Below are 25382 nucleotides of genomic sequence, written 5' to 3' on the forward strand. Positions count from 1 at the left end.
GGTCGCTACCGTTGCCTCGGGCAGTTCCGGGGGCCGACGCTCTGCCCAGCACCGACGACGGTGACCTGGACAGGGCTTTCCGGCGTCGTGGCGGCGACCGTGCACACGATCTGCTCGACGGCCAGTGTGGACAGGTCGCGGGCCGCGGCCGACAGGGTCACCACCACGTGGCCGGTCGGCTCGGCGGTCACCGAGAACGGGCCGGCTTCGGGCGGAATGTCGGAGGTCAGTCCGTCCGCCTGTTCTTCCGGAGTGGGTCCGGCGGCCAGCAGCATGAGCGTGTCCCCTGGGAACAGCGGACGACCGATGGGCCGCCGCGTCACCGCGCTGAGCCGGCCGTTCTTCACCAAGAAGAGGGTGATCGTCGTGGTGCGTGCGACGGCTCCGCTGGGCGGGTCGCCGCCGATGATGACGCCGCTGGGTCGCACACCGCAGCCGGCCACGGCGACGAGCGCAACCAGGCCCGCGGCGAGCACGCGGCGGGCGAGCCCGGTCCTCACTCGGGGCCTCCGTCCGGATCGTGTGCCTCGCGCGGCAGCCGCAGCGTGAATACGGCGCCGCCGTCCGGGGCGTTGGTGACGGTGAGGTCGCCTCGGTGGAGGCGCGCGTTCTCCCGCGCGATCGCGAGGCCCAGGCCGCTGCCCTCGGACCTGGCCCTGGCCGCGCTGGCCTTGTAGAACCGGTCGAACACGTGCGGCAGCACCGCTTCGTCCAGCCCCGGTCCGTGATCGCGGACCTCGACAGCGATCCAGTGCGGGTCGGCGTGAAGCCAGACCGACACCGGTGGCTCGCCATGCCGCAGGGCGTTGCCGACCAGGTTCGCGAGGATGACGTCCACTCGGCGCGGGTCCAGCCGCGCCGTCACCGCGGCTGCAAGCTCGGTGTGCACCAGATCCGACCAGCCCCGGACACGCAGGGTCGCGTGCACCAGCTCGGCCACGTCGACCTCGTTCAGCGCGAGGGCCGCCACGCCGGAGTCGAACCTGCTGATCTCGATGAGATCGTTAACCAGAGCGGTGAGGTTGAGCGTCTCCTGGCTGACCAGCCTGGCGGCCCTGCCGGCGGGCTCGGGCAGCCGGACCGCCTCCTCGTCCAGGACGTCCGCGACCGCGGCCAGCGCGGCCAGCGGGGTACGCAGCTCATGCGACACATCGGCCACGAACCTGCGGGCGTCGGCCTCCATCTCGCGCAACTGCTCGACGTGCCGTTCCAGCTCCGCGGCGGTGGTGTTGAACGTGCGCGCCACCTCGGCCAGCTCGTCAGAGCCGCGCACCGCGATCCTGGTCCGCAACTCGCCCTCGCCCAGCAGGCGTGCCGCCCGGCCGAGCTCGCGCACCGGCCCCAGCACGCCACGGGTGGCCAGCAACGCGAGGACGACCGCGAACGCCAGGGCCGCCCCGCCGATGCGCCAGGCGCGTGCGGCGAGCTCGTCGACGCTGAGCTGCTCGGGCAGCAGGCTGCGCGCGGTGTAGACCTCGATACCCGACACACGCGCCGTCCGGTCCTGGTCGACGATCAGCAACGGCATGCCGATGATCAGGAAGGGCGCGTCCTGCCACACCACGCGTTGCCACGCGATGTCGCCGCCGGCCACCGCCCGCCGCAGCCCCTTCGGAATCACCCCGGGATTCAGGGGCGGCAGGTTCCCGCCCAGCGTCTGATCCCCCGGCGGCGGCCTGACCGGCGCGTCCGGGATCACCCCGGGATCCAGGGCCGGCGCGTTCCCGCCCGGCCTCCGGTCCCCCGGCGGCGGCCTGACCGGCGCGTACGTCTCGTGGTAGACGGCGATCGCGGAGCTGTACCGGTCGGTCACCGCGCCGGCGATCTCGCCGAGCTCGTCCGGGCCCGGCGCGGGACTCCGCAACGGGTAGAGCGCCTCCAGGCGGCTCTTCATCGCCTCCACCGCGGCATCCTGGGTTCGCACCAGGATGGCGTTGCGGGCCAGGAGGTACATCCCGCCGGCCACCGCCGCCGCGGTGACCACAGACAGTAGTGCGAAGGCGAACAACAGCCGGGCACGCAGCCCCGGGCTCGGCCGAGATTTCACCGGCGGCTCACACCGGCCCGAACCGGTACCCGAACCCGCGCACCGTCTGCACGTAGACGGGCGCCGCCGAGTCGTCCTCGATCTTCGCGCGCAACCGCTGCACGCACGCGTCCACGAGACGCGAGTCGCCGAAATACCCGTGCTCCCACACCGACTCCAGCAGTTGCTGGCGGCTGTGCACCCGGCCCGGCGTGCCGGAGAGCTCGAGCAGCAGGCGCAGCTCGGTCGGAGCGAGGCTGACCGGCACGCCGCCTTTGGCGACCACCAGCCCGGCCCGATCGATGGTCAGGTCCCCGTGCCGCTCCAGCTCCGCCTGGTCCCGGCCGATCCGCCGGAGCACCGCGCGCATGCGTGCCTCGAGCACCCTCGGCTGCACCGGCTTGACCACGTAGTCGTCGGCGCCCGCCTCCAACCCGGCCACCACGTCCATGTCGTCGCCGCGCGCGGTCAGCATGATGATCGGTACCTCCCGGGCGGCCCGGATGCGGCGGCAGACCTCGAACCCGTCCATGCCAGGCAACATCAGGTCGAGCACGACGACGTCGGGAAGGTCCGTACGCAGCCGCTCCAGCCCCTGCTCACCGGACTCCACCGCCCGCACCCGGTACCCGTGCAGGGTCAGGGCCAGCTCAAGGCCCTCCCGCACGGCCGGGTCATCCTCGATCAACAACACTCGCGACACGCCGCCGGGTCTCACCGCACGCTCCGTAACTCGCCTGCCGGTCAACCCATCCACTGTCGGCCGGTCGTGTCCCCACCTCGTCCGCGCCGTGTCATGGTTGTGTCACGGCCGCGCCGACGGTGGCCGCCGTCGACGGACGGTGACATGCGGCTGACGACACGCACATAATCGGCGTCAATCGTAGTTCGTCATGGCTGAGCCACGCACAGCCGGGCACCTGGACGAGGACGTCCGCGTCCCCTCGCCACCCGAGGTGCCGCGCGGCCCGTCCCGCCGCCGGGGGTGACCCGGCTCAGCCGTGGGCGGCGTGGCGCTCCAGGAACGCGTACACGTCGGCCTCGTCGACACCGGGGAACGACCCGGGCGGCAGCGCGGCGAGCACGTGCGAGTTGGCGCGCGCCGACGGCCAGGCGTAGCCCTCCCAGCGCTGCGCGAGCTCGGCCGGCGGGCGGCGGCAGCACTCGCCGTTCGGGCAGTTCGACTTGGTGCGGTGGGTGGTCTCGCGCCCGCGGAACCACCGCGACTCCCGGTACGGCACGCCCAGCGTGATCGCGAAGTCTTTCTCCTGCGACGGGTCCACGTGGGCGACGCAGAAGTAGGTGCCGGTGGGCGAGTCGGAGTACTGGTAGTACAGCGAGAACCGGTCGGGCGAGAGGAACACCTGGCGGCCCGACCACTGCTGGCACATCCGCTGGCCCTCGATCGCCCCCTGCTCGTCGGCCGGGAAGACGATCCCGTCGTTCTCGTACGCCTTGTAGATGATCCCTCCGGCGTCGTTGCGCACGAAGTGGCAGACGAGGTCGAGGTGGCGGGTGGCGAGGTTGGTGAACCGGTGCGCCGCCATCTCGTAGGACACCGCGAACACGTCGCGCAGGTCCTCCACCGAAAGCGCCTTGTCCTGCTTGGCCTCCCGCAGGTAGGGCACGGCCGCCGTCTCGGGCACGAGGACGGCCGCGGCGAAGTAGTTGGCCTCCACCCGCTGGCGCAGGAAGTCGGCGAAGTCGCGCGGCTTGTGGTGCTGGAGCGCGATGTGCCCGAGTGTCTGCAGCAGCACGGTACGCGGCGTGTGCATGCCCAGCTGCTGGCGTTTGACGTAGATGCGCCGGTTGCGCAGGTCGGTGACCGACCGCGCCGATCGCGGCAGGTCGGGCGCGGTGTGCACGGCGAACCCGAAGTGCGACACCAGCGCCTGGACGGTGCTCTCCGACAGCGCGCCGGTCCGGTAGCCGACGGCGGTCAGGGCCTCGGCGGCGGCCTTCTCGATCTCCTCGAAGTAGTTGCCCAGCTCGCGCTGCTTGCGCCGCAGCTCGGCGTTGGCCGCCCGCGCCTCCTCCGGCGTGGCCGTGCCCTTCGCCTCCCTGGCCTTGAGCTCATCGAACAGGCTGAGAATGTGCTCGAGCACGTCGTTGGGCACCCGTGAGGAGACCTTCAGCCGGCTCAGCCCGAGCCCCGCGTAGAGCGGGTCGCGCTGGGCCTCCTCCAAGGCGATCTCGAGTTGGGCCCGCCGGTTCGGCGCCTGCCTGCGCAGCAGCTCCTCCACCGGCACGTTCAGCGCGGCGGCCAGCGACTTCAGCAGCGAGAGCTTGGGCTCGCGCTTGCCGTTCTCCAGCAGCGACAGCTGGCTGGGCGCACGCCCGACCCGCTCGCCGAGCTCGGAGAGCGTGAGACCACGCTGCTTGCGCAGGTGCTTGAGCCGCTGGCCGAAGGCCAGAAGATCGAGCTCGTGCGTCAAAGACAGCAGTTCTTCGCCCAGAACGGAGGTCATGACCCGATCTTATGCGGAAAATCTGCGTTTCTTCCACCGGCGCGTGATCCACCCCACACGGATTGGTCTAGTCCATAGCGAAAACTCTTCGTTTCTTCACCCTCGAATACCCGCCAGTCTTACCCAAGAGGGAAGATTTGACGTTCTTTCGGCTGGCGGCTCCTTGTGAGCGTCTTGATATCGACACAAACTCGGAAGCAAGCCCCAGGTGACGCCAACGCACGCAACAAGGGAGTGACCGGAGATGTCGGATCGCCTCACCGCAGCCGCCCAGCGGCTGCAGCAGGACTGGGACACCAATCCGCGGTGGACGAACGTCGAGCGGACCTACACGGCCGAGGACGTGGTCCGCCTGCGCGGCTCGGTGCAGGAGGAGCACACGCTGGCCCGGCTCGGCGCGGAGCGCCTGTGGGGCCTGCTGCACCACGAGGACTACGTCCACGCCCTGGGCGCGCTGACCGGCAACCAGGCGGTTCAGCAGGTGAAGGCGGGCCTCAAGGCCATCTACCTGTCCGGCTGGCAGGTGGCCGCCGACGCCAACCTCAGCGGTCACACCTACCCCGACCAGAGCCTCTACCCGGCCAACTCGGTCCCCGCCGTGGTCCGCCGGATCAACAACGCGCTGCTGCGGGCCGACCAGATCAGCTGGGCCGAGGGCGACGAGGACGCCCCGCACTGGCTGGCGCCCATCGTGGCCGACGCCGAGGCCGGCTTCGGCGGCGTGCTCAACGCGTTCGAGCTGATGAAGGCCATGATCGCGGCCGGCGCCGCGGGCGTGCACTGGGAGGACCAGCTCGCCTCGGAGAAGAAGTGCGGCCACCTCGGCGGCAAGGTGCTGATCCCCACCGGCCAGCACATCAAGACCCTCAACGCGGCCCGCCTCGCGGCCGACGTGGCGGGCGTCCCCTCCCTGGTCATCGCGCGGACCGACGCCCAGGCCGCGACCCTCCTGACCAGCGACGTGGACCCTCACGACCGCGCCTTCTGCACCGGCGACCGCACCGCCGAGGGCTTCTACCGGGTTCGCAACGGCGTCGACGCCTGCGTCGCCAGGGGCCTCGCCTACGCGCCGTACGCCGACCTGCTGTGGATGGAGACCTCCACACCCGACCTCGACGTGGCCCGCGAGTTCGCCGAGGCGATCAAGCGGGAGTACCCGGACCAGATGCTGGCCTACAACTGCTCGCCGTCGTTCAACTGGAAGAAGCACCTGGACGACGCGACGATCGCCAAGTTCCAGCGCGAGCTGAGCCACATGGGGTACAAGTTCCAGTTCATCACCCTGGCCGGCTTCCACTCGCTGAACTACTCGATGTTCGACCTGGCCCGGGGCTACGCCGAGGAGGGCATGACGGCGTACGTCGGGCTCCAGGAGGCCGAGTTCGCCGCCGAGGGACGCGGCTACACCGCCACCCGCCACCAGCGCGAGGTCGGCACCGGATACTTCGACCTGGTCAGCACGGCCGTCGCGCCGGACTCCTCCACGACGGCCCTGAAGGGCTCGACGGAGGAGGCGCAGTTCGCCGGGGCTCACTAACCACAGCGGACATCTGGGACACAGGTCGGTGGCGTGCCCCGCCGCCCATCCGCAGGTCACCCTCGGGGATCTGACGGATCGGCGGCGGGGCCTCGCCGTGCACGGGGCCGGTCAGACGCGCAGCGCGCGGGCGTACCAGCGGCCGTCCAGCGCGTCGATGCGCAGCCGCCGGCCGAAGCAGTCGGACAGGTTCGGCCCGGTGAGCACCTCCCCCACGGGACCGGCGGTCAGGATGCGGGTGTCCCGCATCAGCAGGGCGTGCGTGGTGGTGGCCGGCACCTCCTCCAGGTGGTGCGTGACCATCACGGTCGTGAGCCCCTGACGGGTCCGGGCCAGGTCCTCAAGCGCCTCGATGAGGTCCTCCCGAGCCGGCAGGTCGAGGCCCGCGAACGGCTCGTCGAGCAGCAGGATCGCCGGGTCGGCCATCAGCGCCCTGGCCACCCGGATCCGGGCCCGCTCCCCCTGCGAACACACCTGGAACCTGCGGTCGGCCAGGTCCTTGCAGCCGAGGTCGGCCAGCAGCCGGTGGGCCCGCTCCCGCTCCTCGTCGCCGTACCGGTCCCACAACGGCGCGCTCGTCCCGGTGTGCCCGGTGAGCACGACGGTCAGCGCGGTGGCGCCCTCCTCCTCCAGCAGCGACTCGTCCACGAGCCGCTGGCTTGCCGCGACCAGGCCGATGCTCCGGCGCAGTTCCCGCAGGTCGACCGTGCCGAGCCGCCGCCCGAGCACCGTGGCCGTCCCCGAGCTCGGGTGCCGTACGGCCGCGGCGACCGAGAGCATCGTCGTCTTGCCGGCGCCGTTGGGGCCGAGGATCACCCAGTGCTGGCCGTGCTCCACCCGCCAGTCGGCACCGGTCACCAGGGTCCGGCCGACCACGCGGACGGTCACGTCGTCGAGTTCGAGAGCTGCGTCCATGAACACACAGCATGCTGTATGGAGGCACCCGATCGGGACGTCGTTTCAGGGTATGGACGGCGCGGGGGTGGCCACCACGCTGGGCGGTTGGCTCTCCGGCGGCGTGCTCGGGCTCGGCGGGGGCGACTCCCCGTCGCCCCACTGCGGCTCCTGGCTGATCCCCGACGGCGGGATCGGAACGCCGGTCTGCCCCGGCTGTCCCGGCTGGCCTGGGTGCCCTGGGTGCCCTGGGTGCCCTGGGTGCCCTGGCGGGGAGGGCCGCGTGGAACGGCAGTCTCTCGGCCGCCCGGTGACGCAGTGCCCGCCCGCGGGCGGACGCAGGGTGACTCCGGCCGCCGAGGGCGAGGGCACCGAGGAGGTCCTCCCGCCGTCTTCGGTCGCCGGCCCGCGCACCGACCCGGGCGGCGGCATGGTCCGCGTGGCCGTGACCGTCACCCTGGGCCGGGCACCGTCCACGATGGGCACCACCGGCGGCCGGGCGGTGCCGAGCACGTCCTCCGGCGGGAGGGCGCTGTCCTCGCCGGGGATCACCACGGGCTGCGCGGGCGGCGGATCCGCCGTGCTCTCCATGTGGGCCGACCCGGTGCCCGCCGCCACCACCGTCACCGCGGCGATCGTCACGGTGGCGAGCGCCGCGAAGCCCGCGTGGGACACCTGTGCCCGCGAGCGCGCCGCCCGGCGCCGCGCCGCCCTGCCCCGTGTCGGCCCCGCTTCCTGGGAGTCCCTGCCCTGCGTGCGCTGCCCCTGCGTGGCCCGGCCTGGGATGACCCCCGCCGGGTGGGGCACGGGCTGCCAGATCTCGTCGAGCACGGCGGCGACCGCCCGCCGGGGGTCGGCGGTCACGTGGACCCCGCCCGCCGCGAGCAGGGAGGCGAGCAGCCAGGCCGCGTCAGGACGGTCGGCAGGATCGCGCCGCAGCGCCGCCGCCACGCCGCCCCACAGCAGCTTCGGCACGGCGTCGATCCGAGGCTCCTCGACCAGGATGCGCCGGGTGAGCACGTCGAGGTCGCCGGCGCCGAACGGATGCAGACCGGTCGCCGCGAACGCGACCAGGCAGCCCCAGGAGAAGACGTCCGAGGCGGGGATGGCGTGGTGGCCGCGAAGCCGCTCGGGGGCGACCCAGCCCGGGCTGCCCATGATCTGCCCGGCCTGCGTGTGCGCCATCGCGACGTCGAGGTCACGGGCGATCCCGAAGTCGATGACGAACGGCCCGCGCGGCGACAGCAGCACGTTGCCGGGCTTGAGGTCCCGGTGGACCAGCCCGGCCTCGTGCGTGGCCACGAGCGCGGCGGCCGTGCCGAGCGCCACGCCGTACGCGAGGTCGGGGGTGAGCGGCCCCCGGGCGGCGACCACCTGGGAGAGCCCGGGCCCGGGGACGTACTCGGTGACGAGGTAGGGCCGCTCGCCGTCGAGACCGTCCTCGATGACGGCGGCCGTGCAGAACGGCACCACGCGCCGGGAGAACGCGACCTCCTCGGCGAAGCGGGCCCGCAACGTGGGGTCCCCCAGGTGCACCGGATGCGGCGTCTTCAGCGCGACGTATCCCCCGCGGGGATGCTCGGCCAGGTAGACCACGCCCATTCCGCCGCTGCCCAACCGGCCGAGCAGCAGGTAGCGCCCGATGACGACCGGGTCGCCCACGGTCAGCGGGCGCACGCCGGGAGGCATGCCGTTCTGGGAAGCCGTTCCGCCACGTGCCATACGGAAGCTACCTCTCTCGAAGTGCCGCACAGCCACTGTGGCCGTTTGGAACGCGCCACGCGCTCAAGTAGCGCCAAGCGGCATGAGAGGTAAGGCCAATGACACCCCGAGGTAAGGCAGGACGGAGAAGCCGCAGGTCACATAGATCCCATTAGCCCCAAAACTCCTGTCAGGGGACGGCCGGCCAGAACTGCAGTCTGAACAGATCGGCCTGACCAGCGTCACGAGGGAAATCGGGTTCCGCGTCGTTCCCCAGCCTTCTGCGCGACACGCGCACGTTCCACTCCGCGTCCCGCCTGCCCAGGTCGAACACGGTGTGGAGATCCTCGTACGCCGCATTGGCCGTCAACGCGCTGATCCTCCCCGTGGTGAAGAGGACGGTTCCCGTCCACGTCTCCGCCGGCGTGTGCGCCGACGGATCCGACGGCGGCCCGGACCACAGCTCGTAGCGGACGTACACGCCACCCGTGCCGGACGGCTGCAGAGTGATTCCGTTGGGACCCGCGTCCAGCCATTCGCCCTCGGCCGGTGCGCCGACCTCCCACGCGGACGGCTCGGCCAGGCCGAGCTCGCCGTCCTCTTCGTCCACCGCGACGATGCCGTAAATCTCCTCGAGACCGTCCGGCTCGCTGAACGCCCTGATGAGCTCCGTCATCTGCCCGCCTTTCATGAGGCCAGGCGCCCCCCGAGCAGGGGGCGCCTGGTCAGCGGCTCACGTCACTGGGCGTCGACCCAGAAGATGTCGCTGGTGAGGATCCGGTTGTTCTTGAACCAGAATTTGACCACCAAACCGTGATCTGTGTTCTGTTTGCTCGGGACGTACCATACCGAGTAGTTGTGCTTGGGATCAGCGTAGGCGGCACCCTCCTTCGTGGCCGCGAAGGGGAACTCGTCACAGTCCTTTCCCGCATGCTCCCAGCCCTTGAACTCGATATCGCAGGTACGCTTCGCGAACGCTCGGTTGGCGTCGTTCATCGGCGCGTACGGGACGCGCATGAGCGCGTTTCTCGGACCGTTGCCCGGGATGTTCTTCGCGCTTCTGATATCAGGGAACGTCGGCCCCCCCGGCAGAGGATAGGTGATCGACCCTGGCGTGAGCGCCTTCTTGACGTGATCGTACATGTCCGGGAACTTCGTGCCCTTCGCGTTCTCGTCCCCGCGTGTCATGACCATGGCCGGGATCTCGGACATGACGACACAGCCACCGGGTTCCTTCACCGAGAACCGCACATAGCTCGCGCTGTCGCAACGTACCGTGTCCGACCAGTAGGAGTTCGCACTCTTGGGGTGGGTGCCGTCGGGCCATCTGGTCGACGTCTGAGACGTGTACGTACAGGAGCCGAGCTTGTCCGCTCCCTCCATGGCGGTGGAGGTGTACCGGCCGCTGATCTGCCATTCTTGCGAGTTGGCGGCCTTCCACTCGGCGACGGTGTGGAATCCCGTCATTCCCCCACCCCCTGGCAGCGTCACGCAGGCGGTGTTGTTCGTGGAGTCGTTCGGGTCGATCAAGGTGTGACCGAACGCGAGCGGGTAATTGAGCGTGACGGTGTCGTTCTGGTCGATCCAGACGTGCTTGGACACCTCGAACTCGCGCGCCCGCTGCTTGGGTTGGATCCTAATCAGGATCCGGCCGTTGACCTCGGCGACCTTGGTCTGCCCCTTCCACCAGGTGGCGCGCCACTTGGTTATACGGCAGAAGGCGAACCGGTTCTTCATGTAGCCCCGCTCGGTCCTGGCCCGGCTGTCGGCGGTGCACTCGGTGAAGCTGACCTCGTTCGCCTCGTCCTTGCCCGACGGAACCACGCGCTTGACCTCGTCAGGCGTCATGTCCGAGGCCGGGGCCAGAGTCGTCGTGGCCTGCGGCACGTCGACCCGGAAGTCGTTCCACGCCGACCAGGCGCCGACGCTGTCGCCCGCCTTGCCCCTGGCCCGCCAGCGAACCGTCCAACCGTCCTTCAGCTTGCCGGCCGGCACCTGGACGCTCGCAGCACGTCCTCTACGCGGGCCCTCGGCGGTGCCTTTCCAGATCACCTTGTCACCGTGAGCCAGCTCGACTTCGACGTCCTCGTGCCCGACCTCCACGTTCGCCAGCAGATAGGGGCGCGCCGTGGATGAGACGAGCGTGTCGTTCACCACCTCGGCACCCCGAACCCGCAGCTGCCGGACCTTGACATCGTCAGCGGCGGCTTGCGGCGCGAACGCGGTCTCGAAATACCAGGAGTACGGGCTGAGCGTGTTGCCTGCCGCGTCCTTCGCCCCTTCCACTCGAGCCTCGTAGACGCCCGAGAGCGGCTCCTCCGGTGTGAAGGTGACCTGCGTGCCGTCGGCGCTGGCGGCGGTGTTACCCCTGACCTCCACCTCGGCCAGCAGATCGGTAAGGGTGATTCTCGCGTTCGTGACCGGCTCGCTGAAGCGTACGGTCACCTGCGCGTCCGCGTCGACGTCCTCGGCGCCGTCATCGGGGGACGTGGTGATGACGGTCGGCGGAGTGGTGTCGGGGCCGGCCGTCGGCGTCTGCGTGGGGGTCTGCGTCGGAGAGACCGTGCCATCTCGATAGGTCACGGTAAGGACGGGACGCAGAGTCTCCTGGTCGCTCCGCGAGCTGTGGAACCCGCGGTCATAGACCGGTGCGGTGGTGGACTCGTCCACGCCGCGGAGCACCAGGCCATGGTTGGGCGCTCCCGTCGCCCAGCTTTGGGCGATGGCGGTCACCGGCCATGTCCACGTGGTGTCCGTGGGCGGAGTATCCGTGCAGGCGACGGGGTCTCGTGCCACCGATTGGTTGGCGTCGGTGCTGGCGGGCTGGTTCCACCAGTCGATCGTGCCTGTCGTCCAGGCAGAGGTCAGCTGCCGGGCGGCGATGCCCGATTGAGCGTTGCCGCAGCCGTAGGAGTATGCGTTCCGCAACTCCAGCCGGGCGTCGGTCACGGCCTTTCCTGCGATAGCGCTGGCGTCGAATTTGAGGTAGGTCCGTTCGAAGATGGTCTCGATGCTGTCGTCCCAAGCACCTGCCCACAAGGTGTCGCCGGTAGTGTCCACGGCACCGTCGATGTCGATCCACGCGTCGCTGTCGACGGGCAGACTGATCGTGTGTGACGTTTCCTGCTCCGGACCGAGCAGCTCGAGTTCGTCGGCGTACAGGGTGACCGCGCCGGCCGGGAACGAAAGCCGCAGCTGCGCTGTGGCGGCATTGGGCGGCAGGGAGTACTCCGCCCGGACGGGGCTCCAGGTGTCGGCCATCAACGGGTACTCACCCATGCTGGACGTGATAAGCGTCCCCGAGGCGTCGAAGAAGTCGACCCCGTACTGGATCGTCGCATCCCCACCCGCCGGGAAGAACGAGCCGGACACGGCGTGCAGGTAGCTCGGATTGACCCCGATGCCCGCCTCGGAGCGGAGCGTGACCGTGCTCGCGTCGCCGGAGGGCGTGAGCTTGGCGGAGGCCGTGGCCTCGTGAGCCCTTTCGGTCGAGTGTTCGAGCAGGCCGTCCGCCGCCGTCCACGGTGCGGTCTCGGTCTCGAAATTCGGGTTCGCGTTCAGGACCTTGCTCGGAACGACGGGAGTCGGGTCCGGATTGGGAGTGGGCACCGGATCACCCGGAGCAGGCTCCGGCTCCGAATCCTTGGCGGCCTCGGCGATTTCATCGTCGGTCAGGTCGTCGGGATAGTACGCGCTGAGCAGCCGGGTTTCGACCGACCTGTTGTTCGCCGCGGCCTCTTCCAGTGCTTGCTGCGGAGTGATGGAACGGCCGGGAGCCTTTTCGCCGTCATAGAGGTTGGTCGCCGCCCACTGCTTGTCGTCGGCGTACGACGACGCCGGCAGTTCTTGGTCGGCGGGGTATTCCCGAACGACGGCGAGGTTCTCGGCCGGCTCGAAATCAACGAAGAGCAGGGGCTGGTGAGGGCGCTCCTCGCAGTCTTTACCGTCGTAGCACATCTCGTACTCAGTGGTGCGATAGCGGCGCCAGTTGGTGGAGTCGGACTCGTTACCGGCTGTCAATTGGACACCATAATTCGGCTCGCCGTCGGCCCACTTCTGGACGATGCCGTTGACCCGGTAGATCAAGTCCCACTGCTTGGCCGCCCACAGATTCGACGTACAGTCCGGGCTGTAGGCCCCATATCCGGTGTACGCCCCGGTGGAGGTCACCGACGGCTGATTGTTCCAGGTCATGCTGTAGGGCGACCAGTCGCTCGTGATCCGGCGAACAGTGATGCCCGATCCGACGGAAGTGCCGCAGTCGTTCGACAGGTGATTCCACAATTCGAGATCGGCGTTCTGTACCTTGGCGCCACGCAGAGGAGAATCAGCGGGGATGTCTTCGAAACGGAGGTAGCTGCGCCAGCGGACCGTGCCCGAATTGGATTTACCGACGAGGATCCTGTCCAGGAACTGGTTGTCGATGCTGGTGGGGTAGGCCGCGTTGTTCACGAAGGTGTCAACGGTGGCGTCTTCCTCCGGTTCCCACCAGTCGGACTCCGTCGCGGCCAGTGTCACCGGATAGGTCACCGCGGGGTCCGCCAGGAACCCGGCATCCGGGACAAGCACCAGTGCCGTCCCGCCGGAGGCGGTCTCGACCGCCGTCGTAGCCCTGCCGACACGGCCCGCATCGGGGCCGCTGTCCCCCTTCGCGGCCACCGCGTCCAGCATCAGCCTGGTGGAGATGTCGGCGACCTTTTCCTTGCCCTTTCCGGTGTCGCGGAACAGGGCGGTTTTACCATCGGTGGTCGTGCTGAGGGAGAAACCCGCGGGCGGGTCGAGCGGGATGCGGAACTTCAGCGGTTTGACCGGGCGCTGCCGTATCACGATTTGCTGGCGAAAACCCGTCGCTGTCGCCGTCACTACCAAGTCAGCACCTGGGCCGTAGGCGGACGCGTACTCCGCCCGGTTACCCGACAACGTGGGTCTGGGCAATACCGTGAGCGCCGATACTTTCGCCTCGCCCGTCTTGGCACCGGCCTTGTCCGACGTCCGCCCGGCGGTCAGAAGCGCGGTGTCGCCGCCGTTGGACAAGGCCAAATCCGACCGTGTCGCGCGTGGCCTGACAGTTCCCTTGTCCACGACCAACCTGGTGTCGATCGACTGCCAGGTTCCGTTGCGTTTGACGCGGACGGGGGCGCCGTTCATCTCCATATGCAGCGTTTTGCCATCTGGGTTGGCATATGTCGTTGACGTTTCCGTACGCAGATTCTCGATTTCGAGTCTCTTACCCTGCCGCTTGGCCTCCTGCTGGACGGCCGCGATCGGATCAGAGGCAGAACGATCGGAGGACGCAGGAGACGGGGGACTGGGATTCGGGTCGGCGGAGGCGACACCAGCGGGGAGGGCGGAAACCAGGGAGGTGGTCACCACGACTGCGGTCATCACAGCGATGACACGTGATGGAAGGAATCGGATCGAGGTTGATTGGCCTAACCGCTTGGTCATCAGGCCCCTTCTGGGACTCGTCGTCTGGGCGGGTCGATAGTGCAGGGGAACCGCGGTGTTGCCGGCCGCCCCCTTTCTCCTGACGGCGGCACATCGCTCGGTGGACCGGTGAACGCGTAGTCAGCGTGTCCGGAACCGGCGGGGATGTCTTGACCATCTCTGCACAGTTGCTGACGTTCTCTGCACGGAAGCCGTCCCGGCCAACCATGCCTCGCGAGTCGGAAGGCCATTAGGCCTGCCGCCCACCCGAGCGCAGTGGACGACCCAACGCCGCATGAGACCCACGGAGAGGCCGATCAGGATCCGCCGAAATTGCGAGATCTCTAAGGACAGGCGGCCCGAGTGACACCTGCATCGCCACAGATATCGCTATTCAAAAAATTCATCCATTTCTCCTGTCACATATCGCGACATATCCGTCACAATTGTGATCTTGACTAGCATTGGTTAAGAAGCCATGATCCATGCTGTTTGCTCTGGATGTCAGTCAGCTCTATCGCTGAGCAGTGCTCCGCGGAGCGAACGAGCGCGCCAACAACGGACGATCATCGGGGGAACGCGTGGAGATGCTTGAGTGGCACACGAGGGGCCTGGCCGTTCGAGACCGGTTCCCCTCCTGGCGCGACACGATGTCGCAGACGCTTGTCGCCACGTGGTTGGCCACGCAGCAGCCGGCCAGCTTTTATGCGTCAGCGCGAGTATTCGACCTCGGCGGGCTTCAGTTGTCTGCGATGAGTCACAACACGCTGCAGGCGGACCGGCCCGCAAAGCTCATCCGACAATCGGATCCGGAGGTTTTCCAGCTGCACTTGGTTCTCACCGGCAGCGGCGGCATAACACAGGCGGGGCGAAGTGCCGTCTTCCAGACGGGACAGTTCCTCCTCATCGACTCCTCCCGACCTTACCGAGGGTGGCGAGGAGCCGATGATGTTCCGGTCGAGTCGCTGATCATTCAGTTCCCGCGGGCCGCGCTCGGCCTTCGGGCAAAAGTGGCCGAGCAGCTCGTCGCGGCGCCGTTTCCTGTCGAAGGCGGGATCACCGGCGTCCTCGCCGGGCATCTCACACAACTGTCCGAGAACGCCGAAAGCCTCACTCGGCAGAATGCGGAGACCCTGGCCTCCGTCACACTCGACCTGATCGCGGCCGCCTGCGCTCACCAGCTCGAAGCCACCGGCATGCTGTCTCCCGAGTCGCGGCGTCAGGCTCTGCTGTCGCTGATCCACCAGTTCATCCGACAACGGCTCGGTGACCCGGACCTCACTGCAGAGACTATTGCCACAGCACACCAGATCTCCTTACGCCAGCTGTACAAGCTTTTTCAGGAGCAGGGCATGACCGTAGCCGGCTGGATTCGCCGGTGCCGCCTGGAGCAGTGCCGCCGCGACCTCGCCGACCCCTGTCAGCGGTCCCGTCCCATCCAGACCATCGCCGCCCGCTGGGGCTTCAACGATGCCGCAACCTTCAGCCGCAACTTCCGCGCCACCTACGGCATGTCTCCCCGGGATCACCGCAATCTGTCGGCAGCCGACCGCGCCATGTCCGCATCCTGATCGCCGGGCCAGGCGGAGCGATCAGGCGGCCTCGGCGCCGGAGGTGGGGTGGTGGGCGTGGACGGCGTCGAGGAAGCGGGAGACGTGCTCGAAGAACAGGCGGCCTTCGGGGAGGACGTCGGCGAGGAGGGGGAAGATGTGCGGCATGCGGTTCCACTCCTCGTAGGTCACCTGCACGCCGTTCTCGCGGGCGCTGAGGGCGACCCGGCGGGCCTCGTCGCGCAGGACCTCGGTGGAGCCGGTGACGATCATCAGCGGGGGGATGCCGGTGTAGTCGCCGTACACGGGGGACACGAGGGGGTCGAAGCAGTCGAGGCCGTCGGTCCAGCGGCGGGCGAGCCAGTCGACGCGGCCGGCGGGGAGCATGGGGTCGGACCAGACGTTGGCGCGGCGGCGGCTGGAGCTGAGGTCGGTCCAGGGGGACAGGCAGATCCCGGCGGCGGGGAGGGGCATGTTCCGGTCGCGGAGGGACAGCAGCGTGGCGAGGGTGAGATGACCTCCGGCGGAGTCCCCGGCCAGCACGATGTCCTGGGCGGCGTACCCGAGGTCGAGCAGGCACTCGTACGCCTGGAGCGCGTCCGACAGCGACTCGGCGAGAGAGTGGATCGGCCCCTGGCGGTAGTCGAGGGAGAACACCGGACGGCCGGTGACGGCCGAAAGCCGCCACGTGATCGGCCGGTGGGTGGCCGGGGAGCAGACGAAGTACGCCCCGCCGTGGAAGTAGAGCACCACCTTGCCCTCGTCCAGGCCGGTCCCGCCGTGCACCCATTCCCCCGTGCACGAGCCGAACCCGTCTGGAACGATGGACACGTGCTTGGGGAGGATGCCGGGGACCCGCTCGCCGAGGCAGATGATGCGGCTGGCGACGGCCATCCCCGCGGTGTTGCGCACGAGGATGGTGGAGATCGGTTTCATGGTGCCCCGCAGGACCCCGTTGATCGCGGCGGCCTGCCAACTGACCGGATATTCCGGACGGATGTCTACATTCAGCTCATGCCCCATGCAAGCCTCCCAAAAGGGACATTCCCCATTTGGTCATCCGTTCTACCGGTAGGTATGTTTCACTCCCCTTACAGCGGTGTTACGAGAAGGTAACGGCCACAGGACATGAGCCACCCATGATTGGATATTCGAGGGCTCCGCTGCCCCGGAAGCTCGGTGTCAAGCCCGGCCACCGCGTGTTGCTGGTAAACGCTCCGCAAAATCTGCCGATCGACGGCCACGATAAGGACGACGGAAGTCCCGAGCCGTATGACGTGATCGTGATGTTCTGCCCCGACGAGGCCGCCCTGCGATCCGGGTTCCCGCAGGCGCGCGAGCGCCTGGCACGGGACGGCGGCCTGTGGGTGGGCTGGCCCAAGAAGTCGAGCGGCGTCGCCACCGACCTGTCGGGCGACGTCGTCCGCGCCTTCGGGCTCGGCGAGGGCCTGGTGGACAACAAGGTCTGCGCCGTGGACGAGGTGTGGTCGGGGCTGCGCTTCGTCTACCGCCTCGCCGACCGGTGATCCTCGGCCACGGCGCCGCCGTCTCCCTCTATCCCCGGCTGGCCTGGTACGGCTTCCGCAGGCACGCCACCTACTGGGCCGCCGCGCTGGCCGGGGCGTTCACCAACACCGTCTTCGGGGTGCTCCGCGCGTACGTGCTGATCGCGCTGTGGCAGGCCCGCCCCGGCCTCGGCGGCTACGACGTGGCGGGCGCGGTCACCTTCACGTTCCTCACGCAGGCGTTCATCGGCCCGATGCAGTTGTTCGGCGGCGGCCTGGACCTGCCGCAGCGGATCCGCACCGGCGACGTCGCGCTCGACCTGGTCCGCCCGGCGTCCCTCCAGATGTGGTGCCTGTCGGAGGACCTGGGCCGGGCGGCGTACCTCTTCGTCGTCCGCGGCGGCCCGCCGACCCTCGTGGGCGCGCTGCTGTTCGGCATCGTCGCCCCGCACGCCCCGGCCGCGTTCCTCCTGAGCGTCGCCCTGGGCGTGGTCGTGAGCTTCGGGTGGCGCTACATCGTCGCGCTGGCCACGTGCTGGGTGATGGACGACCGAGGCCTCGGAGTGCTGTCGATGGTGCTCACGACGTTCTTCAGCGGGCTCATGCTGCCCCTGGCGATCTTCCCCGGATGGTTCGGCGAGCTGGCGCGGGCGCTGCCGTGGTCGGCGATGGCACAGGTGCCCGCCGACGTCTACCTCGGCACGGCCGACCCCGCCCGCGCCCTCGCCTTCCAGGCCCTGTGGGCCGCCGTCCTGCTGGCCCTCGGCGCGCTCATGACCGGCGCCGCCCGGCGGAAGGTCGTGATCCAAGGTGGTTGAGCGCCCATGATCAGGACATACGCGCTGCTCGCCTGGACGTGGACGCGGGCGGCGGCGCAGTACCCGTTGTCCTTCGCGCTCATGACGGCGGGCGGGCTGGTGGTCGGCGGCCTCGACATCGCGGTCATCTGGGTGATCTTCGCCAACACCGACGCGCTGGCCGGCTTCGGGCTGACCGAGGTCATGTTCCTGTACGGCGCGTCGCAACTGGCCTTCGCGCTCGCCGACATGCTGTTCGGCAACGTCGACAGGATCAGCCAGCACATCGGGGCCGGCACGCTCGACGTCATGCTGATCCGGCCGGTGTCGCCCTTCGTGCAGGTCGCGGCCGACCGGTTCACGCCACACCGGATCGGCCGGTCGATCCAGGCCGGAGCCGTGCTGGCCGTGGGCCTGACGCGGCTGGACGTCCCCCTCGGCCGCGTCTGGATGGTGCCCGTCATGGTCGTCTCGGGCATCGTGATCTTCGCGGCGCTCTTCACGCTCGGCGGCGCGCTGCAGTTCCTGCTCACCGCCGCCCCCGAGGTGGCCAACGCCTTCACCTACGGCGGGGCGACGCTCACGCAGTATCCGCTGAGCGTCTACGACACCCGCGTCGTCCGGGGGCTGACCTTCGTGCTGCCCCTGGCGTTCGTCAACTGGCAGCCGGGCCTGTACGTGCTCGGCCGGCCCGACCCGCTCGGGCTGCCGTCCTGGACGGGCCTGCTGTCCCCCGCCGCCGCGCTCACGCTGGCCGCCGTCGCCGCGCTCGCCTGGCGTGCGGGGATCCGCCGCTACCGATCGACGGGGAGCTGACCAGTGATCGAGGCAGACGGGGTCGGGAGGACCTTCACGGTCCGCCGCCGGATCGTGCACGCCGTACGGGACCTGTCCTTCCGCGTCGCGGCCGGGGAGTTCGTCGCCTGCCTCGGCCCGAACGGCGCGGGCAAGTCCACCACGATCAAGATGCTGACCGGGATCCTCACGCCCACGTCGGGCCGGATCAGGGTGGCCGGCCTCGATCCCTCCCGCCGCCGTACGGCTCTCGCCCGCAGAATCGGCGTCGTCTTCGGCCAGCGGACGACACTGTGGTGGGACCTGCCGCTCCGGGACAGCCTGGAACTGGTTCGGCTCCTTTACAAAGTAGATCGCAAGGTGTTCCGCGAGCGGCTCGACGAGATGTGCGACCTGCTCGACCTGAGCGGCTTCCTCGCCACGCCGGTGCGCCAGCTCAGCCTGGGCCAGCGGATGCGGGGCGACATCACCGCCGCCCTGCTGCACGACCCCGCCGTGCTGGTGCTGGACGAGCCGACGATCGGGCTCGACGTCGTCAGCAAGGCGGAGGTGCGCGACTTCCTGCGGCGGCTGAACGCCGAACGCGGGACGACGGTGCTGCTGACCAGCCACGATCTGGGCGACGTGGAACGGCTGTGCCGCCGCGTGCTGCTGATCGACCACGGCCGGCTGGCCTTGGACGGCACCCTGGACGACCTGCGGGCGACCGCGCCCGGCGTGACGTCGATCGAGGAGGTGGTGGCCGGGCTCTATCTCAGAAGCCGAACGACTCCTCGTACTCCTCCTGCTCCTCGTCCGGCTCCGGACGGGCCCAGCGGGACGGCATGAGCACCGGGAGGAACAGCGCGACGCCGAGCAGGCCGTACACGCCGGTGGACAGCAGCGTGAGCATGCCCCGGCCGGCCTGCAGCAGCTCGGCCTGCACGGACGGCCCGGTGGGCACGAGGCTCGCGGCGCGCGACACGTCGAGGACGTAGACCACGGTCCAGGCCAGCAGCGCCATCGACGGGACGAACGTCGCCAGCGGGGACACCCGGCCGACCAGCACCAGCCCGAGCAGCAGGCCCACGACGGCCATCACGCCGAGGGCGATCAGCATCCGCGTGTCCTTGGCCGGGTCGACGCTCTGCGCCGCTCCCCGGACCGCCTCCTGGGATGCCCATCCACCACCGAGGAGAAGAGCCGCCGCGACGACAACGCCCAGGAGCAGCCCGAAGAAGTGCCGCATGAACACCGCCTTGGGTGAGAGGTCCGCGGCAACACTAGCGACAAAGGACGGTAAAGGGCAGCACTTACGCCGTGATGTCCTTACTCGTGAAGCGCGACCAGGCGAGGGAGCCGAAAACCAGGACGTACGCGGCGAAGGCGAGCAGCCCCTGCCCCATCTGGTCGAACGCCACCGGCGCCCGCAGCGCCCCGTCGAACGCGCCCCACCACGAGGTCAGCAGGACCGGCCGGACGGCCGCCACCTGCGGGATCGCGCTCAGGACCTGGCTGACCACCACCAGCACCACGCTCGTGGCCACCGCCCCGATCGGCGCCTCGGTCAGCGTGGAGACGGCGAGGGCCACCGCGCCGAGCGCGGCCATCCCCGCGGCGGTGTACAGGACGACCACCCCGACGCGCAGCAGGGCGTCGGCCGCCGGGATCGTCGTGCCGGACAACAGCGTCACCGGCCCGACGGGGAACAGCACCAGCCCGGCCACCAGCGCCGACAACGCCACCAGCGCGCACGCCGCGAGGCAGAAGACCACGACGTTGGCGTACTTCACCAGCAGCAGCCTGGTCCGGCCCGCCGGAGCGACGAGCAGGTAGCGCAGCGTGCCCTGGGCCGCCTCGCCGGCGATCGCGTCGCCCGCCACGACCGCCACGGTCAGCGGCAGCACGATCGGCATCATGACGGCGAACGCGGCGAAGGTCAGCATCAGGCCGTTGCCCGCGATCTGGCTGAGCAGCGAGCCGCCCGAGTCGGCGCCCGACGCGACCCGCACCGCGACGCCGACCAGCACCGGCACGACCGCGAGCACCCCGAGCATCGCGAGGTTGCGCGGGCGGCGGAACGTCAGCCCGATCTCGGAGGCCAGCAGCCGCGTCAGGTGCCGCAGCCGGCTCGGGGTGGGCCCGGTGGCGTGGGCGGACGGCCGCTCCTCCCGTGGCGCCGTCCGCGCCTCCGCCCGCCGCGACGGCGGGGCCTCCTCCCCCGGCCGGGCCTCGGACACGGCTGCCGCGTTCTCACGCACCGACATCGAACCCCTCCCCCGTCAAACCGACGAAGATTTCCTCGAGCGTGGGGCGCTCCACGCCGAACCCGCGCACGGCCACGCCCTCGCCGACGAGCAGCGCGCAGATCTCTTCCGGCGCCCGGGCGCCGGCGACCGCCGTGACCTCGCCGTCCGCGACGCGCACGTCGCCGAGCCCGGCCCGGGCCAGCACGGCCGCCGCCGCGCCGGCGTCCGGCGTCTCCACCCGCAGGCGCGGCTCCTCGCCCGAGGCGCGCAGCGCGGCGATCGGGCCCTGGGCGACGAGCCTGCCGGTGCGCATGACTCCCACGTGGGTGCACATCTGCTCGACCTCGCTCAGCAGGTGGGAGGAGACGAAGACGGTCGTGCCGTCCTCGGCGATCCTCCTGATCAGCGTGCGGACCTCCCGGGTGCCCTGGGGGTCGAGGCCGTTGGTCGGCTCGTCCAGCACGAGCAGTTCCCTCGGGACCAGCAGCGCGGCGGCGATGGCCAGGCGCTGGCGCATGCCGAGCGAGTAGTTGCGGTAGCGCTTGCCCGCCGCCGCCGTCAGCCCGACCCGCTCCAGCGCCGCGCCGATCCTGGCCCGCGCCGTACGCGCGTCGGCTCCTGGGTCCGCCGCGTCGAGGCGGCGCAGGTTGGCCTCGCCCGACAGGTACGGATAGAAGGCCGGCCCCTCGACCACCGCGCCGACGCGCGGCAGCGCCCGGGCCAGTCCGGCGGGCATGGGCGTCCCGAGCAGCGACCACGTGCCCGAGGTCGGGGCGACCAGGCCGAGCAGCATGCGGATCGTCGTGGTCTTGCCCGAGCCGTTGGGGCCGAGGAAGCCGAAGACCGATCCGCGCGGCACGGCCAGGTCGACGGCGTCGACGGCCACCTGGCCGCCGCGGAAGCGCTTGGTGAGACCGGACGTGACGATGGCGTGCGCGCCCGCGCCCTCGGGGGAGGGCGGGGGCGCCCCGGTGTCTTCCCGTGGCGCCCCCGCGCGCGTGCCCACCGTCACCGCGTCCACCGCGACCCCCGCTCGTCCGCGGTGCGTGGGCTCGGTCATTCCTTCACACCGGCTGCGCGGTAGAGGGCCTCCGGGGTCACGGCGCCGGCGAGCAGGCGGCCGTCGTCGGTGATCAGGATCGACACCACCTTCGTGCGCAGCAGCCGGCCGCTGCCCCACTCTCCGCTGACGGGGGTGGCCGCCCCCTTCAGGCCGTCGAGCAGCGCGGCCACGTCCATGCCGTCACGCCCCTTCCCGTCCTGCTTCTGGGCGGGAACGTCGGGCAGGGAGGTGACGAGCACGCTGTCCCAGCCGGAGCCGACGACGCGGCCGCGGTCGTGCGCCTCGGCGGCCGCCTCCGGCCGGTGGCCGGCCGGAGGCGTCGCCGTCCCCTGCTCGACCTTCGCGCCGGCGGGCGGCGTGAAGGAGAAGTTCTCCGGCGCGGGAGCGGTGAACGACAGCGACTCGAAGCCGACCTCGAAGGCCGGCTCGGCCGCCCCCTTGGTGAACACCTGGACGCGCAGCGGCATCAGCTTCTCGCCGTCGAGCGCCACCCGCACGTCCTTGATCAGCGAGTCGGCCGACTTGGGCGTCAGCACGATCTGGTAGGCCGCGCGGCCCGCGACCGTGACGACGTCGCCGACGCTGATCGCGGTGTCGGTCCCGGCCGCCTCCAGCGCCTGCCGCGCGGCCTGCTCCGGCGTCGCGAACGGCGACGCGTACGGCGACGCGGCTCCGGACTTCAGCGGGAAGGCGCCGTGGGGCCCGCCGCGGAAGGCCGCCGGAGCGGTGAGACGGGTCGCCTTGTTGGCGGCGCTGTCCCACAGCCACACGGTGTCGCCGTCGGCGACGACGTCGGTCTCGCTCATCTCCCCCGGCAGCATGAGGCGGAACCGGTCCTCCCCCGCGTACCAGATCTTGAGCTGGTGCGACCCCGACAGCAGCGACGCCGCCGAGGCCCCGGACGCCGGCGCCCCGGACAGGCCCGGCAGCGCGGGCAGGCCGAGCGACGCCGTCTCGACGATCGTGCCGGACATCGGCGGCATCCGGCCGCTCTGCCAGGTGCGCGCGACGTCGGCCAGCAACTGCTCCGCCGTACGGCCCGGCAGGGACGGATCGCTGCGCACCGCCGCGATCACCGGTCCCGTCCCCACGGCCGCCGCAACCACGGCCACCGCCGCCACCGGCACTCCCCACCTCACGGCGCGGGCTCTCTTCGCCATTTCACATCTCCCACTATGGGCGGAAAACCTGACGACCCGAGACTGCCGGGACGTTCCTGTGCCGACGCTGAGACGGGCTGAGAGGGCTCTCAGGCTCACCTGCACCCGCACGTCCGGAAGGGTCCACACTGGGGCAATGCGGGTTCTGGTGGTGGAGGACGAGCGGCGGATGGCGGCGGCGCTGCGCCGCGGGCTGCAGGCGGAGGGCTTCGCCGTCGACCTGGCGCACGACGGGAACGAGGGCCTGCACCTGGCCCGCGTCGGCGACTACGACGTGGTCGTGCTCGACATCATGCTGCCCGGTATGTCCGGCTATAACGTGTGCAAGCAGTTGCGCGCGGAGGAGAACTGGGTGCCGATCCTCATGCTGTCGGCCAAGGACGGCGAGTACGACATGGCCGACGGGCTCGACCTCGGCGCCGACGACTACCTCACCAAGCCGTTCTCGTACGTGGTGCTGGTGGCCCGGCTCCGGGCGCTGCTGCGCCGGGGCGGCGGCCGAAGGCCCGCCGTGCTGAGCGCGGGCGACCTGTCGCTCGACCCCGCGGCGCGGGTGGTCACGCGGGGCGAGGCGCCGGTCGAGCTGACGCCCAGGGAGTTCGCCCTGCTCGAATACCTGATGCGCCGGCCGGGCGAGGTGGTGTCGAAGCCGGAGATCCTGGAGCACGTGTGGGACACCTACGACACCGATCCGAACGTGGTCGAGGTGTACGTCGGGTATCTCCGCAGGAAGATCGACACGCCCTTCGGCCGCGCCGCCCTGCAGACCGTGCGGGGGGCCGGCTACCGGCTCGCGAGCGACGGCGGCTGAGCGTGTCCGAATCACCTGGGCCGGAGTCACCCGCATCGGGTCTGGCCGTGCTCGCGCGCCCGGTGACGTGGTGGCGGCGGCAGAGCCTGCGGTTCCGGGTCACCGCGGCGGCGACGGCCGTGCTGGCGCTCGCCCTCGCCGTGTCGGCGTACGTGTTCGTCGCGGTGCTCGGCGAGGCGCTCGTCCGCGGCATCGACGACCAGGTCTATCAGCGGGGACGTGAGATCGTCGCGCTGTCCGACGCGAACCGGCTGTCCGATCCCGTGGTCTCGGTGGACAACACGATCGTGCAGGTGCTCGACCGGGACGGGCGGATCGTCGACGCCACCCCGAACACCGACCGCCTGGTTCCCCTGCTGCCCGCGGGGGCGCGGGAGGCCGCCGTGCGCACCGGCGCGCCCCGCTTCCTGGACGGCCGGCCGTACGCCCTGCCGGGGCCGCTGCGGGTGCGGGCGCTGAGCGCGGACCGCGGCGTGACGGTGATCGTGGCACGGTCGTTCGGCGAGGTGGAGAGCAGCCTGGTGACCACCGGGCACGTGCTGATCGCCGGCATGCCGCTCCTGCTCGCGCTGCTGGCGGCGGTCTCGTGGCTGGTCGTCGGGCGCACGCTGCGGCCGATCGCGCTGCTGCGGCGGGGCGCCGCCGAGGTGGGCGCCACGGCGCGGTCGCGGCGGCTGCCGGTGCCCGAGGCGCGCGACGAGGTGCACGCGCTCGCCACGACCCTCAACGACATGCTCGGGCGGCTGGAGGAGGCCGACGCGCGCCAGCGGGCGCTGGTCTCCGACGCGGCGCACGAGTTGCGCAGCCCGCTCGCCAGCATCCGGCTCCAGCTGGAGGTCGCGCTAAGCCACCCTGAGGGGCAGGACTGGAAGGAGACGGCCGAGGGGGTGCTCGAGGACACCCTCCGGCTGTCCCGCCTCGCCGAGGACCTGCTCGCGCTCGCCCGGCTCGACGAGGGCCGCCTGGGCCGGCGGGAACCGGTCGACCTGGCCGAGATGGCCCGCCGTACGGCCGAGCGATACGGCCTCGGCCTCGACCTCGCGCCCGGTGTGTCTGACGGCGTAGCGTCTCCCGTCGTGCTGGGCGACGCGCTGGACCTGCGGCGGGTGCTCGCCAACCTGGTCGACAACGCCCTGCGGCACGCGGCGTCGGCGGTCCGGATCGGCGTACGCGCCGGGGGGAGCGTCGCCGAGCTCACCGTCACCGACGACGGGCCGGGTATCCCGCCCGAGGAGCGGGAGCGGGTCTTCGACCGGTTCACCCGGCTCGACGACGCCCGCAGCCGCGACGACGGCGGCGCCGGGCTCGGTCTCGCGATCGTGCGCACCACGGTCGAGGCCCACGGCGGTACGGTCCACCTGGAGGACGCCTCCCCCGGACTGCGCGCCGTCGTCCGGCTCCCCCTGGCACGTTGAGGAGT

Annotated in this window: 21 protein-coding genes; 8 read left to right on the forward strand and 13 right to left on the reverse strand. The window is 70.5% G+C overall.

The features are described 5' to 3' along the window. Nucleotides 1-5: 5 nt before the first annotated feature. The 4 genes from HHX35_RS32055 to HHX35_RS32070 form a co-directional block, all read right to left on the reverse strand. Nucleotides 6-500, reverse strand: a complete 495-nt coding sequence (locus HHX35_RS32055) for a GerMN domain-containing protein (protein ID WP_182902410.1) — start codon at nucleotides 498-500, stop codon at nucleotides 6-8. Beyond that, nucleotides 497-2047, reverse strand: coding sequence for a HAMP domain-containing sensor histidine kinase (locus HHX35_RS32060; protein ID WP_310739445.1), 1551 nt, complete (start codon nucleotides 2045-2047; stop codon nucleotides 497-499). The genes HHX35_RS32055 and HHX35_RS32060 overlap by 4 nt, the downstream gene beginning before the upstream one ends. Before the next feature lie 7 nt (nucleotides 2048-2054). After that, nucleotides 2055-2729 carry a response regulator transcription factor gene (locus tag HHX35_RS32065; RefSeq protein WP_182902543.1) on the reverse strand — a complete coding sequence of 225 codons (675 nt, stop codon included), beginning with the start codon at nucleotides 2727-2729 and terminating at the stop codon, nucleotides 2055-2057. A gap of 292 nt (nucleotides 2730-3021) precedes the next feature. After that, entirely contained in the window at nucleotides 3022-4494 is a 1473-nt protein-coding gene (locus HHX35_RS32070) for a helix-turn-helix domain-containing protein (RefSeq protein WP_259405600.1), read from the reverse strand. 244 nt (nucleotides 4495-4738) lie between these two features. Here HHX35_RS32070 and aceA point away from each other — a divergent pair, with 244 nt between their 5' ends. After that, nucleotides 4739-6031 carry an isocitrate lyase gene (gene aceA / locus HHX35_RS32075; RefSeq protein ID WP_182902411.1) on the forward strand — a complete coding sequence of 431 codons (1293 nt, stop codon included), beginning with the start codon at nucleotides 4739-4741 and terminating at the stop codon, nucleotides 6029-6031. Between the two features lie 111 nt (nucleotides 6032-6142). On the opposite strand, the gene HHX35_RS32080 is transcribed toward aceA, so the two are convergent. The 4 genes from HHX35_RS32080 to HHX35_RS32095 form a co-directional block, all read right to left on the reverse strand. Continuing rightward, entirely contained in the window at nucleotides 6143-6946 is an 804-nt protein-coding gene (locus HHX35_RS32080; RefSeq protein ID WP_182902412.1) for an ABC transporter ATP-binding protein, read from the reverse strand. Nucleotides 6947-6991: 45 nt separating this feature from the next. Then, on the reverse strand, nucleotides 6992-8647 hold the full coding sequence (locus HHX35_RS32085) for a serine/threonine-protein kinase (RefSeq protein ID WP_182902413.1): 1656 nt from the start codon (nucleotides 8645-8647) through the stop codon (nucleotides 6992-6994). A gap of 169 nt (nucleotides 8648-8816) precedes the next feature. After that, entirely contained in the window at nucleotides 8817-9302 is a 486-nt protein-coding gene (locus tag HHX35_RS32090) for a hypothetical protein (protein WP_182902414.1), read from the reverse strand. Between the two features lie 62 nt (nucleotides 9303-9364). Beyond that, nucleotides 9365-14011 (reverse strand): DNRLRE domain-containing protein, encoded by a 4647-nt coding sequence (locus HHX35_RS32095; protein WP_182902415.1) that lies wholly within the window; start codon nucleotides 14009-14011, stop codon nucleotides 9365-9367. 629 nt (nucleotides 14012-14640) lie between these two features. Here HHX35_RS32095 and HHX35_RS32100 point away from each other — a divergent pair. Then, nucleotides 14641-15624: a helix-turn-helix domain-containing protein gene (locus tag HHX35_RS32100; RefSeq protein WP_259405610.1), complete on the forward strand. Its 984-nt coding sequence runs from the start codon at nucleotides 14641-14643 to the stop codon at nucleotides 15622-15624. Nucleotides 15625-15645: 21 nt separating this feature from the next. Here HHX35_RS32100 and HHX35_RS32105 read toward each other — a convergent pair whose 3' ends face one another. Then, a complete protein-coding gene (locus tag HHX35_RS32105) occupies nucleotides 15646-16626 on the reverse strand; it encodes an alpha/beta hydrolase (RefSeq protein ID WP_182902417.1) in 981 nt (326 codons plus the stop codon). A gap of 116 nt (nucleotides 16627-16742) precedes the next feature. On the opposite strand from HHX35_RS32105, the gene HHX35_RS32110 reads away from it, so the two are divergent. The 4 genes from HHX35_RS32110 to HHX35_RS32125 are packed head-to-tail and all read left to right on the forward strand — an operon-like array spanning nucleotide 16743 to nucleotide 19528. Next, the gene (locus tag HHX35_RS32110) at nucleotides 16743-17129 is read left to right on the forward strand and encodes a DUF3052 domain-containing protein (protein WP_182902418.1); all 387 of its coding nucleotides are present in this window, start codon (nucleotides 16743-16745) and stop codon (nucleotides 17127-17129) included. Beyond that, nucleotides 17126-17926 carry an ABC-2 family transporter protein gene (locus HHX35_RS32115; protein WP_310739446.1) on the forward strand — a complete coding sequence of 267 codons (801 nt, stop codon included), beginning with the start codon at nucleotides 17126-17128 and terminating at the stop codon, nucleotides 17924-17926. The genes HHX35_RS32110 and HHX35_RS32115 overlap by 4 nt, the downstream gene beginning before the upstream one ends. 6 nt (nucleotides 17927-17932) lie before the next feature. Further along, nucleotides 17933-18721: an ABC transporter permease gene (locus HHX35_RS43950; RefSeq protein WP_182902419.1), complete on the forward strand. Its 789-nt coding sequence runs from the start codon at nucleotides 17933-17935 to the stop codon at nucleotides 18719-18721. 3 nt (nucleotides 18722-18724) lie between these two features. Continuing rightward, nucleotides 18725-19528, forward strand: coding sequence for an ATP-binding cassette domain-containing protein (locus HHX35_RS32125; RefSeq protein ID WP_182902420.1), 804 nt, complete (start codon nucleotides 18725-18727; stop codon nucleotides 19526-19528). Here the strand turns inward: HHX35_RS32125 and HHX35_RS32130 are convergent. The 4 genes from HHX35_RS32130 to HHX35_RS32145 form a co-directional block, all read right to left on the reverse strand. After that, a complete protein-coding gene (locus HHX35_RS32130) occupies nucleotides 19455-19928 on the reverse strand; it encodes a hypothetical protein (protein ID WP_182902421.1) in 474 nt (157 codons plus the stop codon). The genes HHX35_RS32125 and HHX35_RS32130 overlap by 74 nt on opposite strands. Nucleotides 19929-19992: 64 nt before the next feature. Then, nucleotides 19993-20946 carry an ABC transporter permease gene (locus HHX35_RS32135; protein ID WP_182902422.1) on the reverse strand — a complete coding sequence of 318 codons (954 nt, stop codon included), beginning with the start codon at nucleotides 20944-20946 and terminating at the stop codon, nucleotides 19993-19995. Continuing rightward, nucleotides 20933-21988, reverse strand: a complete 1056-nt coding sequence (locus HHX35_RS32140) for an ABC transporter ATP-binding protein (protein WP_182902423.1) — start codon at nucleotides 21986-21988, stop codon at nucleotides 20933-20935. Before HHX35_RS32140 ends, HHX35_RS32135 begins: the two co-directional genes overlap by 14 nt. Next, entirely contained in the window at nucleotides 21985-23151 is a 1167-nt protein-coding gene (locus HHX35_RS32145) for a DUF2092 domain-containing protein (RefSeq protein WP_182902424.1), read from the reverse strand. Before HHX35_RS32145 ends, HHX35_RS32140 begins: the two co-directional genes overlap by 4 nt. A gap of 136 nt (nucleotides 23152-23287) precedes the next feature. Here HHX35_RS32145 and HHX35_RS32150 point away from each other — a divergent pair, with 136 nt between their 5' ends. Together HHX35_RS32150 and HHX35_RS32155 are read left to right on the forward strand one after the other, a co-directional pair. After that, nucleotides 23288-23962, forward strand: a complete 675-nt coding sequence (locus HHX35_RS32150) for a response regulator transcription factor (protein ID WP_139572824.1) — start codon at nucleotides 23288-23290, stop codon at nucleotides 23960-23962. 2 nt (nucleotides 23963-23964) lie between these two features. After that, entirely contained in the window at nucleotides 23965-25377 is a 1413-nt protein-coding gene (locus HHX35_RS32155; protein ID WP_310739447.1) for an ATP-binding protein, read from the forward strand. Nucleotides 25378-25382: the final 5 nt, after the last annotated feature.

Source organism: Microbispora sp. H10830 (assembly GCF_014161375.1).
GTDB classification, from domain to species: domain Bacteria; phylum Actinomycetota; class Actinomycetes; order Streptosporangiales; family Streptosporangiaceae; genus Microbispora; species Microbispora catharanthi.

Excerpts from the sequence above, each read along its gene's own strand:
- HHX35_RS32130 (WP_182902421.1), bottom strand. The coding sequence starts at position 19,928 with ATGCGGCACTTCTTCGGGCTGCTCCTGGGCGTTGTCGTCGCGGCGGCT.
- HHX35_RS32140 (WP_182902423.1), bottom strand. The coding sequence starts at position 21,988 with ATGACCGAGCCCACGCACCGCGGACGAGCGGGGGTCGCGGTGGACGCG.
- HHX35_RS32135 (WP_182902422.1), bottom strand. The coding sequence starts at position 20,946 with ATGTCGGTGCGTGAGAACGCGGCAGCCGTGTCCGAGGCCCGGCCGGGG.
- HHX35_RS32070 (WP_259405600.1), bottom strand. The coding sequence starts at position 4,494 with ATGACCTCCGTTCTGGGCGAAGAACTGCTGTCTTTGACGCACGAGCTC.
- HHX35_RS32110 (WP_182902418.1), top strand. The coding sequence starts at position 16,743 with ATGATTGGATATTCGAGGGCTCCGCTGCCCCGGAAGCTCGGTGTCAAG.
- HHX35_RS43950 (WP_182902419.1), top strand. The coding sequence starts at position 17,933 with ATGATCAGGACATACGCGCTGCTCGCCTGGACGTGGACGCGGGCGGCG.
- HHX35_RS32100 (WP_259405610.1), top strand. The coding sequence starts at position 14,641 with ATGCTTGAGTGGCACACGAGGGGCCTGGCCGTTCGAGACCGGTTCCCC.
- HHX35_RS32080 (WP_182902412.1), bottom strand. The coding sequence starts at position 6,946 with ATGGACGCAGCTCTCGAACTCGACGACGTGACCGTCCGCGTGGTCGGC.
- HHX35_RS32085 (WP_182902413.1), bottom strand. The coding sequence starts at position 8,647 with ATGGCACGTGGCGGAACGGCTTCCCAGAACGGCATGCCTCCCGGCGTG.
- HHX35_RS32150 (WP_139572824.1), top strand. The coding sequence starts at position 23,288 with ATGCGGGTTCTGGTGGTGGAGGACGAGCGGCGGATGGCGGCGGCGCTG.
- aceA (WP_182902411.1), top strand. The coding sequence starts at position 4,739 with ATGTCGGATCGCCTCACCGCAGCCGCCCAGCGGCTGCAGCAGGACTGG.
- HHX35_RS32105 (WP_182902417.1), bottom strand. The coding sequence starts at position 16,626 with ATGGGGCATGAGCTGAATGTAGACATCCGTCCGGAATATCCGGTCAGT.
- HHX35_RS32145 (WP_182902424.1), bottom strand. The coding sequence starts at position 23,151 with ATGGCGAAGAGAGCCCGCGCCGTGAGGTGGGGAGTGCCGGTGGCGGCG.
- HHX35_RS32090 (WP_182902414.1), bottom strand. The coding sequence starts at position 9,302 with ATGACGGAGCTCATCAGGGCGTTCAGCGAGCCGGACGGTCTCGAGGAG.
- HHX35_RS32095 (WP_182902415.1), bottom strand. The coding sequence starts at position 14,011 with ATGACCGCAGTCGTGGTGACCACCTCCCTGGTTTCCGCCCTCCCCGCT.